Annotated in this window: 12 protein-coding genes; 9 read left to right on the forward strand and 3 right to left on the reverse strand. The window is 72.4% G+C overall.

Annotated features, from left to right (window positions below; all coding sequences use genetic code 11):
• Positions 1 to 26 precede the first annotated feature (26 nt).
• From BAY60_RS13395 to BAY60_RS13405, 3 genes are all read left to right on the forward strand, one after another.
• Positions 27 to 254: a hypothetical protein gene (locus tag BAY60_RS13395; RefSeq protein WP_112281268.1), complete on the forward strand. Its 228-nt coding sequence runs from the start codon at positions 27 to 29 to the stop codon at positions 252 to 254.
• Positions 255 to 667: 413 nt separating this feature from the next.
• Positions 668 to 1,720 carry a C40 family peptidase gene (locus BAY60_RS13400; RefSeq protein ID WP_112281269.1) on the forward strand — a complete coding sequence of 351 codons (1,053 nt, stop codon included), beginning with the start codon at positions 668 to 670 and terminating at the stop codon, positions 1,718 to 1,720.
• A gap of 41 nt (positions 1,721 to 1,761) precedes the next feature.
• Complete coding sequence (locus BAY60_RS13405) at positions 1,762 to 2,919, forward strand: glycosyltransferase family 4 protein (RefSeq protein WP_112281270.1); 1,158 nt, start codon at positions 1,762 to 1,764, stop codon at positions 2,917 to 2,919.
• Positions 2,920 to 2,943: 24 nt separating this feature from the next.
• On the opposite strand, the gene BAY60_RS13410 is transcribed toward BAY60_RS13405, so the two are convergent.
• Positions 2,944 to 3,582 carry a nucleoside/nucleotide kinase family protein gene (locus BAY60_RS13410; RefSeq protein WP_112281271.1) on the reverse strand — a complete coding sequence of 213 codons (639 nt, stop codon included), beginning with the start codon at positions 3,580 to 3,582 and terminating at the stop codon, positions 2,944 to 2,946.
• A gap of 118 nt (positions 3,583 to 3,700) precedes the next feature.
• Here BAY60_RS13410 and BAY60_RS13415 point away from each other — a divergent pair, with 118 nt between their 5' ends.
• The 6 genes from BAY60_RS13415 to BAY60_RS13440 all read left to right on the forward strand — a co-directional run bounded on the left by BAY60_RS13415 (position 3,701) and on the right by BAY60_RS13440 (position 10,240).
• Positions 3,701 to 4,990 (forward strand): adenosylmethionine--8-amino-7-oxononanoate transaminase, encoded by a 1,290-nt coding sequence (locus BAY60_RS13415; protein ID WP_112281272.1) that lies wholly within the window; start codon positions 3,701 to 3,703, stop codon positions 4,988 to 4,990.
• 302 nt (positions 4,991 to 5,292) lie between these two features.
• Positions 5,293 to 7,560 carry a SulP family inorganic anion transporter gene (locus BAY60_RS13420; RefSeq protein ID WP_112281273.1) on the forward strand — a complete coding sequence of 756 codons (2,268 nt, stop codon included), beginning with the start codon at positions 5,293 to 5,295 and terminating at the stop codon, positions 7,558 to 7,560.
• Between the two features lie 35 nt (positions 7,561 to 7,595).
• Positions 7,596 to 8,318, forward strand: coding sequence for a dethiobiotin synthase (gene bioD, locus BAY60_RS13425; protein ID WP_112281274.1), 723 nt, complete (start codon positions 7,596 to 7,598; stop codon positions 8,316 to 8,318).
• Between the two features lie 77 nt (positions 8,319 to 8,395).
• Complete coding sequence (gene bioB, locus BAY60_RS13430; protein WP_112281275.1) at positions 8,396 to 9,412, forward strand: biotin synthase BioB; 1,017 nt, start codon at positions 8,396 to 8,398, stop codon at positions 9,410 to 9,412.
• Entirely contained in the window at positions 9,409 to 9,618 is a 210-nt protein-coding gene (gene bsaP / locus BAY60_RS13435) for a biotin synthase auxiliary protein BsaP (protein WP_112281276.1), read from the forward strand. Before bioB ends, bsaP begins: the two co-directional genes overlap by 4 nt.
• 46 nt (positions 9,619 to 9,664) lie before the next feature.
• Positions 9,665 to 10,240, forward strand: coding sequence for a DUF2567 domain-containing protein (locus BAY60_RS13440; protein WP_245992483.1), 576 nt, complete (start codon positions 9,665 to 9,667; stop codon positions 10,238 to 10,240).
• A gap of 97 nt (positions 10,241 to 10,337) precedes the next feature.
• Here the strand turns inward: BAY60_RS13440 and BAY60_RS13445 are convergent, their stop codons facing one another.
• Positions 10,338 to 11,048 (reverse strand): LON peptidase substrate-binding domain-containing protein, encoded by a 711-nt coding sequence (locus BAY60_RS13445; protein WP_112281277.1) that lies wholly within the window; start codon positions 11,046 to 11,048, stop codon positions 10,338 to 10,340.
• 4 nt (positions 11,049 to 11,052) lie between these two features.
• Complete coding sequence (locus BAY60_RS13450) at positions 11,053 to 11,736, reverse strand: NUDIX hydrolase (protein WP_112282361.1); 684 nt, start codon at positions 11,734 to 11,736, stop codon at positions 11,053 to 11,055.
• Between the last annotated feature and the right edge of the window lie 48 nt (positions 11,737 to 11,784).

Genomic DNA, 11,784 nt, shown 5'->3' on the forward strand with positions numbered 1-11,784 from the left:
CGGTGGGTGTGCCTACCGTGCGCCGCATGGACTACATCGACGAGAACACGCTGGTCATCGACTGTGACCGCTGCCAGGTCAGGGGCGACGCGTGCTCCGAGTGCGTCGTCAGTGTGCTGCTGGGCGCGCCGCCCTCGGTGGAGTGGGACAGCGCGGAGCAGCGCGCCGTGAACGCGCTCGCCGACGCGGGCATGGTGCCGCGGCTGCGCCTCGTGGACGAGCAACCGGCCCGGCCGCGGCGGCGCGCTGGGTGATCGCCGCGCAAACCTCGTGCGGCGAGCGGTCCATCCGATCAGGTGAACGGTCAGGGCGAATTCGGTGCTTGCTTGTTAGATCCATCACATACAGCGATTAGCCGCTGGTCTGAAGGGGGGTCGGCGCACAGTGGGCGATTTTCGGTACCGCGCCGGTGGACGTGGGCACCGCTCTTTCGTAACCTGGCCGAGATCTCGCGCCAGGTAGCCGAGCCACCGGGCCGGCGACGCGGGATCGCCGCCGAAACGGCTTTGTCGGGGAGCTGTGTCGGAGCCACCGCGCGACACCAGGACGGGTGCAGGTACCTGCGGTACCGCCATGCCTGGGTCGCGTAGCCGCGGAGAGGGCCCCCGACCTCCCGCGAACGGTTCGCCCCGGCAGGCGGCTGGAGAGCAAAGGAGACACACGCGGCGTGCAGTCGCATCCCGTAAGGCGCGTGGTGTCGGGCGCGCTGGCGGCCTCCGCCGTGATCGCGGTCGTCACCTTCACCCAGGCACCAGCTACCGCATCCCCCACCCCCGCCCTTCAACAACCCCCGAGCAGTTCCTCCGAGGCGCTGGACAAGTACCGCGAGCTGGCGAGCCAGGCCGAGAAGCTCAACGAGGAGTACCTCAGGGCCCAGGAGGACCTGAAAGCGAAGGAGCATGAGCTCGGTCGCGCGCAGAAGCAGCTGGAGAAGGCCCAGCAGGCGCTGCGGCAGGCCTCGGCCGACGAGGGCCGCTACCGCGTCGACGTCGACAAGTTCGCGGGCGCCTCGTTCACCAGCGGTGCGCAGCTGAACAAGATGTCCGCGCTGCTCACCGGCGACTCGGCGCAGGACTTCCTCGACCGGTCCTCGGCGCTGGACGTGCTCGCCACCGACAAGAACGAGGCCCTGAGCAGGCTCCAGGGCGCCGTCAACGCGGCCAACGCAGCCAGGCAACAGGCCGCCGACGCCAGGAACAAGGCGCAGCGCGCCAAGGACGCCGCCGCCAAGCTCACCGCGGACATCGAGGCCCGCAAGGAGCGGCTGGACGCGCAGATCGACGAACTCGCCGAGCAGGCGGGCCTGCTCAGCGACTCCGACGTCGCCTCCCAGCAGGACACCGGCGTCGACATCGGTCCCGTCACGGCGCCAGGCCCGGCCGCGCAGGCCGCCGTGGACGCCGCGCTCAGCGTGCGCGGCAGCCCCTATGTCTGGGGCGCCACCGGCCCGAGCGAGTTCGACTGCTCCGGCCTCACCCAGTGGGCCTACTCGCAGGCCGGCATCAGCATCCCGCGCACGAGCAGCTCGCAGTCGACCTACGGCACCCCGGTGTCGCGCGACCAGCTGCAGCCGGGCGACCTGGTGTTCTTCTACTCGCCGGTGTCGCACGTGGGCATCTACGTCGGCGACGGCATGATGGTCCACGCCCCGACCTCGGGTGACGTGGTGAAGGTCTCGCCGCTGCAGGACGAGTACAGCGGCGCCCGCCGGGTCGCCTAGCCCGGCAGGATCTCCCTGCGGGGCGGGATAGTCTGGCCGCCATGCGTCGCACGCTGCTGGTGACCAACGACTTCCCGCCCCGGCCAGGGGGAATCCAGTCCTATCTGCACTCGCTGGCCACCCGGCTGCCCGCCGACGACCTCGTCGTCTACGCGCCGTCCTGGGAGCGGGAGTCCGGCTCGCACACCGAGTTCGATGCCAAGGCCCCGTTCGAGGTTGTCCGGCACCCCACCTCGCTGATGCTGCCGACCCCGGACGTGCTGCGGCGGGCCAGGCAGCTGCTGCGCTCGCGCGGCTGCGAGGCGGTGTGGTTCGGCGCCGCCGCCCCGCTGGCCCTGCTGGGCAGCCCGCTGCGCGACGCGGGCGCACACCGCGTGCTCGCCTGCACCCACGGCCACGAGGTCGGCTGGTCGATGCTGCCGCTGGCCCGGCAGGCGCTGCGCCGCATCGGCGACACCGCCGACGTGGTGACCTTCGTCAGCCACTACACGCGCGGCCGCTTCGCCTCCGCGTTCGGCCCGCTCGCCGGGCTCGAACACCTGCCCTCCGGCGTCGACACCGAGCTGTTCCGCCCCGACGACGCCGCCCGCGCCGACCTGCGCCGCCGCTACGGCCTCGGCGACCGGCCCACCGTCGTGTGCGTGTCCCGGCTTGTGCCGCGCAAGGGCCAGGACATGCTCATCCACGCGTTGCCGGAGCTGCGCAAACGCGTGCCGGACGCGGCGCTGCTGCTCGTCGGCGGCGGCCCCTACCGCAAGCGGCTCGCCCAGCTGGCCACGGAACTGGGGGTGTCCGAACACGTGGTGCTGACCGGCTCGGTGCCCTGGGAGGAACTGCCCGCCCACTACACGGCGGGTGACGTGTTCGCGATGCCCGCGCGCACCCGCGGCAAGGGCCTCGACGTGGAGGGCCTCGGCATCGTCTACCTCGAGGCCTCCGCGGCGGGGCTGCCGGTGGTCGCCGGGAGCTCCGGTGGCGCGCCGGAGACCGTGCTGGACGAGGTCACCGGGCACGTCGTGGACGGGCGCAAGCTCGACCAGATCGTCGACACGCTCGCCGCGCTGCTCGCCGATCCGGTGCGGGCCCGCCGCATGGGGGAGGCGGGGCGCCGCTGGGCAGGCGAGCACTGGCGCTGGGACGTGCTCGCGGCGCGCCTCGCGGCGATGCTCGACGGCAGCCGGGTCGTCGGCCCCCGGTGACAGGACCGCACGAAGGGCACCGCCTCAGTCGCGCAGCGCCGGGTTGTCCGGATGGTCCATGCGCACCGCGACGTCCGCTGCCGCCGCCGGGTCCACCTCCCGCTCGTAACGCTCGTAGGCGGGCAGTGCCCACTGCTGCCCGGCGGGCAGGCGCCGGGACAGAGCGGCGGGGGAGAGCCACAGGTGCACGGTGAGGTCCAGCCGCAGGCCCCTGCCGAGCAGCAGCTCGCCGTCCAGCAGCAGGACCGTGCCCTCCGGCAGCCGCGTGCGGGACAGCCGGTAGGCACGGTCGCGTTCCCGGTCCCACAGCGCGGGCAGCACGGCGCCTGAGCCGCCGGGCGCGAGCGGGTCGAGCACCTCGCGCCGCAGGCCGCTCTCGTCGAGCCAGTCCTCGTAGCGCACGTCCGGGTCGTGCCGCCCGCGTTCCAGGCGCAGGGAAGCGGGCCGCAGGTAGTCCCAGGCCGACACGCGCTGAACCTCGTGGCCGCGCACCCGCAGCGGGTCGACGAGCGCGTCGGCGACGCCGGCCGGGTCGCTCGCCCCTGCGGCGCCGTCGATCGCCACCGCCGCCCACGGTCGTGGCGGCAGGGCGGTGATGCGCTCGGCCAGCTCGTCGACGAGCCGGTCGAACGAGATCGGCCGGTAACGGGCGCTGGTCGGCATGCCGCAACGCTAGCAACGCACACCAGGGTGCCGGCATCGTGAAACGCGGCGGCACAACAGGGTCTGGAGCGGCTGCCGGTGCGGGCTGCGCCGACAGCCTGCGGCTACAGTGCCGGGCATGTCGCCGGAGGAAGCCGACGCCCTGCTCGCCCTCGACGCCGAGCACGTGTGGCACCCGTACGGCCCGATGCCGGGCACCGTGCCGCCGCTGCTGGTCACCGAGGCGGAGGGGGTGCGGTTACGGCTGGCCGACGGCAGGGAGCTGGTGGACGGCATGTCGTCGTGGTGGTCGGCGATCCACGGCTACCGGCACCCGGTGCTCGACGAGGCGCTGACCGCGCAGGCGGGCCGCATGAGCCACGTGATGTTCGGCGGGCTCACCCATGAGCCGGCGATCCGGCTGGCCACGACGCTGGTCGAGCTGGTCCCGGACGGGCTGCGGCATGTCTTCCTCTGCGACTCCGGGTCGGTGTCGGTCGAGGTCGCCGTCAAGATGTGCCTGCAGTACTGGCGGTCGCGGGGCCGCGCGGGCAAGCGCAGGCTGCTCACGTGGCGCGGTGGCTACCACGGCGACACCTTCCACCCGATGAGCGCGTGCGATCCCGACGGCGGCATGCACGCCCTGTGGCGGGGCGTGCTGCCGGAGCAGGTGTTCGTGCCCGCGCCACCACCGGGCTTCGATCGCGCTCCCGAAAAGTCCTATGTAGACATGCTGGAACGGGAGGTCGCGCGGCACGCAGGCGAGCTCGCGGCCGTCATCGTCGAGCCGGTGGTGCAGGGTGCGGGTGGCATGCGCTTCCACAGCCCCGGCTACCTGCGCGTGCTGCGCGAGATCACCGCCGCGCACGACGTGCTGCTCGTCTTCGATGAGATCGCCACGGGATTCGGCCGGACCGGGGCGATGTTCGCCGCCGGCCATGCCGGGGTGACACCGGACGTGCTGTGCGTCGGCAAGGCGCTCACCGGCGGCTACCTGACGATGGCCGCGGCCCTGTGCACGCCCGAGGTGGCGCGGGGCATCTCGGCGGGTGAGGTGCCGGTGCTCGCCCACGGTCCGACGTTCATGGGAAACCCGCTGGCCTCGGCGGTCGCCGGCGCCTCGCTCGGGTTGCTGCGCACGGGAGACTGGCAGGCCGACGTCGCGCGGATCGAACGGCTGTTGCGCGAGGGCCTGGCGCCCGCGGCCGACCTGCCCGGTGTGGTCGACGTCCGGGTGCTCGGCGCCGTCGGCGTGGTGCAGCTCGACCACCCCGCCGACGTCGCGGCGGCGACGCGCGCCGTCACCGGGCGCGGGGTGTGGCTGCGCCCCTTCCGCGACCTCGTGTACGCGATGCCGCCGTACGTCACCGAGGACGAGGACGTCTCGCTCATCGCCGGTGCGATGGTCGAGGCGGCGCGAACGGCGTAGTCGTACCAAGATCACCCGATCTTGTCCGGACCACGGTCATGCGGCGGGTGCCGATCACGCATCGCGACGGAACTTCCCGGTGTCGTCATTGATCGAGTGAGACCTGGCCCACTTGCCGTGGTCGTCGCTCACCTTCGGATGTCCGCTTGGTAATGACATCGCGCTGCGCCGAACATGAGAGTTTCTTTCCATAGCGGACATTTCACGTTCTTTCCGGTTACCTGGAGCCGTGCCGGCAGAGTGGCCCGCGCCGACGATCCACTTTCGAGCCATCTTCGACACAGCCACTGGGAGGACTACCGATGTCACGGCAGGTCGGTCACGAGAGGAGTGCGGAACCCCACCCCCGGCAGGTCGTTCTGGGCAGAGTTCTGCGCCACGACGTGCCGGCCTCCCTGGTGGTGTTCCTCGTCGCCGTGCCGCTGTCCCTGGGAATCGCGCTGGCTTCGGGGGCGCCGATCGTCGCCGGGCTGATCGCCGCCATCGTGGGCGGCGTCGTCGCCGGTGCCGTCGGTGGCGCGCCGTTGCAGGTGAGCGGTCCCGCGGCCGGGCTCACGGTCGTCATGGCCGAGACCATCAACCAGTTCGGCTGGGCGGTCACGTGTGCCATCACCGTGGCGGCGGGCGCTCTGCAGGTCCTTTTCGGACTGAGCAGGGTCGCCCGTGCCGCACTGGCGATCTCGCCCGCGATCGTGCACGGGATGCTCGCGGGCATCGGCGTCACGATCGTTCTGGGCCAGCTCCACATCGTGCTCGGCGGGTCGGCGCAGAGCTCGGCGATCGACAACATCCTCGAACTGCCGGGCCAGATCGTCGGCCACCACGACCAGGCCGCGATGCTCGGGATTCTGACCATCGCGATCCTGCTCGTGTGGGGCAGGCTGCCGGGGGCGGTGCGCAAGGTGCCCGGCCCGCTCGCGGCCATCGCGGCCGTGACGGCCCTCGCCGTGCTCACGAACTCGTCGGCGGAGCGCGTCGACCTGCCGGGTGACGTGCTGGCCGTCGACCTCATGCCGCGGTTGCCCGAGGGTGGCTGGTTCGAGTTCGCACTGGCCGTGCTCACCATCGCGCTGATCGCGAGCGTCGAGACCCTGCTCTCGGCCGTCGCCGTGGACAAGATGCACACCGGGCCTCGCGCCAACCTCAACCGCGAGCTGCTCGGCCAGGGCATGGCCAACATGACCTCGGGCGCGATCGGTGGCCTTCCGGTCACGGGCGTGATCGTGCGCAGCTCCACCAACGTCGCCTCGGGCGCGCGCACGCGGGCCTCGGCGGTCCTGCACGGCGTGTGGGTGCTGCTGTTCACGGTGCTGCTGGCCGGGCTCATCGAGAGCATCCCGCTCGCCGCGCTCGCCGGGCTGCTGGTGCACGTCGGCGCCAAGCTGGTGAAACTCACCCACATCCGGGAGGTGCTCAAGCACGGCGACCTGCCGCTCTACGTCGTGACACTGCTGGGCGTCGTGTTCATCGACCTGCTCTCGGGCGTGCTGATCGGGATCGCGTTCTCGCTGGTGCTGATGCTGCGCCGCACGATGTGGTCGGGAATCCATGCCGAGGGTGAGGGCGACTCGTGGCGGATCGTCGTCGAGGGCGCGCTGACGTTCCTCTCGGTGCCTCGTCTGTCCACTGTGCTCAACTCGTTGCCTGCCCGGAGCACGGTGACGCTGGAGCTCGTCGTGGACTACCTGGACCACGCCGCGTTCGACTGCCTGCACACGTGGCAGGAGGCGCACGAGCGGGCGGGTGGCACCGTCGTGGTGGACGAGATCGGCCACCCGTGGTTCGAGCGCGGCAAGTCCGACTCGCCGATCGTGCGCAAGGACGCCGCGGGCACGGCGCTGCCGCGCTGGCTCGCGCCGTGGTCGGAGTGGATGGCCAAGGACGCCGGAGTCTCCGTTCCCGACCAGCGCACCGCCCCGTTGCGCAGGGGCACCTCGGAGTTCCAGAACCGCACCGCCCCGCTGGTGCAGGAGACCCTGAGCAGGCTGGCCGACGGGCAGCAGCCGCACACGCTGTTCATCACCTGCGGTGACGCCAGGATCGTGCCCAACCTGATCACGACCAGCGGGCCGGGTGACCTGTTCGCCGTGCGCAACGTGGGCAACTTCGTCCCGGTGCCGGAGGGGGACACGGCGGCAGGCGACACGTCGGTGGGCGCGTCGATCGAGTACGCGGTGAGTGTGCTGCGGGTGCGCGAGATCGTCGTCTGCGGGCACTCGTCGTGCGGTGCGATGAAGGCGGTGCTGGGTGAGGCCCCCGCCGGGCTGCCGTCGCTGGCGCGCTGGCTGCGTCACGCCCAGCCGAGTGTCGGCAGGCACGCCGGCGAGCCCGCGGTGACACTCGGCGGCGAGGCCCCGGACGCCGAAGGCGACCGGCTGGCGCTGCACAACGTGCTGCAACAGCTGGAGCACCTGCGCCGCTACCCGATGGTCGCGGCGGCCGAGCGGCGTGGCGAACTGCACCTCACCGGCATGTACTTCGACGTGGGCGGGGCTCAGGTGTACCTGTTCGACGGCGAGTCCGGAGACTTCCGGCCCGCCGGTGCCGAGCCCGGTGTGCGGGCCGGGTGAGGCGCCGGTAGCGGTCCGGTATTAGTGTCGCGGGCGTGACCGTGCTGGTGATCTCTGGAACGGGGACCGGCGTCGGCAAGACCGTGGTGACGGCGGCCATCGCCGCACTGGCCACCGGCGACGGCAACGGCGTCGCCGTGCTCAAGCCCGCGCAGACCGGTGTCGGGCCCGGCGAGCCGGGTGACCTGGCCGAGGTGCGCAGGCTCGCGGGCGACGTCGAGACCCGGGAGCTGGCCCGCTACCCGGATCCGCTGTCGCCCGAGGCGGCGGCCCGGCGCAGCGAGCGCGTTCCCGTCACACCCGCCGAGGCGGCGCGGGCCGCCGCGGAGCTGCACGAGAAACACGACCTCGTGCTCGTGGAGGGCGCGGGCGGGCTGCTGGTGCCGTTCGACTCCGAGGGCGGCACGCTGGCCGACGTCGCGTGGGCGCTGGCCGCGCCGGTGCTGATCGTCGCGGAGGCGGGGCTCGGCACGCTCAACGCGACGGCGCTGACCGCGGAGGTCGCCACCCGGCGCGGGCTCAACGTCATGGGCGTGGTCATCGGGTCGTGGCCCGCCGAGCCGGACCTCGCCGCCCGCAGCAACCTCGCCGACCTTCCCGTCGTGGCGGGCGCCCCGCTGCTCGGCGCGCTTCCCGAGGGGCTCGGCCGCGCGAGCAGGGACGAGTTCGCCGAGGAGGCCCGGCGCGGGCTGTCGCCGTGGTTCGGCGGCCAGTTCGACCCGGACTGTTTCGCGGGCAACGCCTCGGCGCAGGCGTGACACACCTCGCACTCGCGGCGCCGCGCGATCCGTGACACTCGCCGAAGACCTGACGCTTCCCTGGGAAGGAGCCGCCCGTGACGGCAGCGACCACCGGCGCCGCGATCCTCGCGACCGCACGTGAGCAGGTGCTCGAACGCGGAGTGGGCCTTTCCCGCGAGCAGGTCCTGAGCGTGCTGAGGCTGGGCGACGCGCACCTGAGCGACCTGCTGGCGCTCGCCCACGAGGTCCGGATGCGCTGGTGCGGGCCCGAGGTGGAGGTCGAAGGCATCGTCAGCGTCAAGACCGGCGGCTGCCCCGAGGACTGCCACTTCTGCTCGCAGTCCGGCCGGTTCCCCACGCCCGTGCGCTCGGCGTGGCTCGACATCCCCGGCCTGGTGAAGGCCGCCGCCGAAACGGCGGCCACCGGGGCCACCGAGTTCTGCATCGTCGCCGCCGTGCGCGGGCCGGACGCGCGGCTGCTGGCGCAGGTGCGCGACGGCATCGCCGCGATCCGCGAGTCGGGCAACGACATCCAGATCGCGTGCTCGCTGGGCATGCTGACCCAGGCCCAGGTGGACGAGCTCGTCGCGATGGGCGTGCACCGGTACAACCACAACCTGGAGACGGCGCGCTCGCACTTCGCGAACGTGGTCACCACGCACACCTGGCAGGAGCGCTGGGAGACGCTGGGGATGGTCCGCGAGGCGGGCATGGAGGTGTGCTGTGGCGGGATCATCGGCATGGGCGAGTCCGACGAGCAGCGCGCCGAGTTCGCCGAGCAGCTCGCCGAGCTGGACCCGCACGAGGTGCCGATGAACTTCCTCATCCCGCAGGCAGGCACCCCGTACGAGCACTACGAGGTGGTGGAGGGCAGGGACGCCCTGCGCGTGGTGGCGGCGTTCCGGCTGGCGATGCCGCGCACGATGCTGCGGTTCGCGGGCGGCCGGGAGCTGACCCTCGGCGACCTCGGCGCCGAGCAGGGCATGCTCGGCGGCATCAACGCGATCATCGTCGGCAACTACCTGACCAATCTCGGCCGCCCCGCCCAGCAGGACCTCGACATGCTGACCGAGCTGCGGATGCCGGTCAAGGCCCTGAGCGACACGCTGTGAGCGGCCCGTACTGTCCCCGCTGCGGGCAGCCGCGGCACGGCGGCGACCACGCGGCGTGCCGGAGCCAGCAGGCGGCGCTGGAACCACCCCGCTACTGCGCCGAGTGCGCGCGGCGGATGGTGGTCCAGGTGACGCCGGGCGGCTGGAGCGCGCGGTGCAGCAGGCACGGCGAGTCCACCTCGGCGGGCCGGAGCCCCGCCCGTTAGTTAGGCTCGCCCGGACAGGCGGGAATGCCACAAAGGAGGGTCGTCGGTGCCGGAGCACGCTGACACCGCATGGTTCGCGCAGGCGTTCGCCGGCGTCCGGCGGGAGCGGCCCAGAGTGGTGGTGAAGGCCGACCTGCTGCCCGCCGTGAGCGTGCTCTCCATGATCGCGTTGCTCGGCATCCCGCTCGGCTGGATCTGGTCTCGGCTCGCGCCACCCCAGCGGATGCGGGTGATCGACGCCGAGCGCGACCCCGTGCCGCTGCAGCTGGAGAGCTGGCACCGCTTCGACGGCCTCGCGATCTACCTGCTGCTCGGCCTCGTCACCGGTGTGCTCGTCGGCGTCGCCGTGTGGTTTCTGCGTGAGCGGCGGGGCCCCGTCGTGCTGTTCGCCGCCGTGGCGGGCTCACTGCTGGCGGCCTGGCTCGGCATGCGCATGGGCATCGCCTTCGCCGAGGGGCTCTACACCGTCACCGAGGCGCCCGCCATCGGTGACGTCGTCGAGGCGGCGCCCGTGCTGGAGTCGGGGTGGGCCGTGGTGGCGCAGCCGTTCACCACCGCCGTCGCCTACGGCCTGCTGGCGACGTGGAACAGCCGCGATGACCTCGGCAGGCGCCTGGCCTAAAGCTCCCCAATGCGGCATTGGTGGCGTTGAGCGCAACGAATGCCGCATTGGTGGCGTTGAGCGCTACGAATGCCACATTGGGGAGCTTGCCGGGCGGCTAGTTGAGGCTCGGTTTGGAGAGCGCCTCGGTGTCGCTGAACGGGGCGGGCACGGCTCCCAGTTCCGACAGGAACCCGGCCTCCCTGTTCAGCAGGCGACAGACCGTCCGCAGCCTGCGCAGCGGCTGTCGTTCCTCCAGCAGCGCCTGCCGGTCACCCAGCGGCAGCAGGCAGTCGGCCGCCAGCAGGTAGGCCAGGTCGGTGACGTCGGTGTCGGTGGACGGCGTCTCCCAGCCGTCGCGTTCCCACGCCGACGCGCAGTACCGGTGGTGCGCCGCCCTCGCCAGGTCGCCGAGCCGGTCGGCCACCTCCGCGCTGCCCGGCGACAGCGGCACGTCGTCCACCCACTCGACGGTGCCCATGAGGTAGGGCGCCGAGCGCGTGTCCATGTCGAGCAGGTTGAACCGCCGGTGCCCGGTGGTGACGATGTCGAAGCGCCCGTCGGGCAGCCGCGTCGCCTGGCGCAGCCGGGCCGCGCAGCCGATCCCGTACACGTGGTCGAGCGTCTCGACCTCGCGCACCATCGTCGTCTTGATCGCGACGACCCCGAACAGCCGGTCGGGCAGGTTCTCGGTGACGAGGTCGACGGTCAGCTGCCGGTACCGCGGCTCGAAGATGTGCAGCGGCAGGTTGGCGCCGGGCAGGAGCACGGTCTGCAGCGGAAACAGGGGCAGGGTCGCCCGCGCGCTGTCCGGTCTCGTCTCGGCCACGCCCTCACGTTACGGTGTCCGGCGCCGATACGCGCGTTCGCGAGCGCCGCCCCTGCTTCGGCGCCGGGGGCTTGAAAACGGCGAACGGGTCGGTGACCTGCATGTCGTCGTGCGCGAACGAGTACAGCGCTGCGGGGCGGCCACCGGTGCGCCCGGACGGCGCGGTGTTGCCCGTGGGCACCAGCAGGCCGCGCCGGGACAGCACCCGTTGCAGGTTGGTCGCCGAGACCCGGTAGCCCAGCGCCGCCGAGTACAGCTCGCGCAGGGCGGAGATCGTGAACTCCTTCGGAGCGAGGGCGAAGCCGAGGTTGGTGTAGCTGAGCTTCGCGCGCAGCCGGTCGCGGGCCCGCTGCACGATCGCCTCGTGGTCGAAGGCGGTGCGCGGCAGGGCGTCCACCGGGTGCCACGCCGTGTCCTCGGGCACGGCCGGATCGACGCCGGACGGGACGAGCCCGAGAAACGCGGTGGCCACCACGCGCGGCCCCGGCACGCGGTAGGGATCGCTGAACACCGCCAGCTGCTCGACGTGCGTGAGCTGCTTGACGTCGACCTTCTCGGCCAGCTGCCGCCGGATGGACTGCTCGACGTCCTCGTCGGGGCGCAGCCTGCCACCGGGCAGCGACCAGCGGCCGAGATGTGGATCGAGCGCCCGGCGCCACAGCAGCACCTGGAGTGTGGCGGAGCGCACCTGCAGGACGGCGGCCAGCACCTCGTGTGCCAGGGGGCTGTTGCTGTT

The organism is Prauserella muralis (genome assembly GCF_003202285.1).
Lineage (GTDB): Bacteria > Actinomycetota > Actinomycetes > Mycobacteriales > Pseudonocardiaceae > Prauserella_B > Prauserella_B muralis.

Excerpts from the sequence above, each read along its gene's own strand:
- BAY60_RS13410 (WP_112281271.1), bottom strand. The coding sequence starts at position 3,582 with ATGCCGACCAGCGCCCGTTACCGGCCGATCTCGTTCGACCGGCTCGTC.
- BAY60_RS13420 (WP_112281273.1), top strand. The coding sequence starts at position 5,293 with ATGTCACGGCAGGTCGGTCACGAGAGGAGTGCGGAACCCCACCCCCGG.
- BAY60_RS13405 (WP_112281270.1), top strand. The coding sequence starts at position 1,762 with ATGCGTCGCACGCTGCTGGTGACCAACGACTTCCCGCCCCGGCCAGGG.
- BAY60_RS13395 (WP_112281268.1), top strand. The coding sequence starts at position 27 with ATGGACTACATCGACGAGAACACGCTGGTCATCGACTGTGACCGCTGC.
- BAY60_RS13415 (WP_112281272.1), top strand. The coding sequence starts at position 3,701 with ATGTCGCCGGAGGAAGCCGACGCCCTGCTCGCCCTCGACGCCGAGCAC.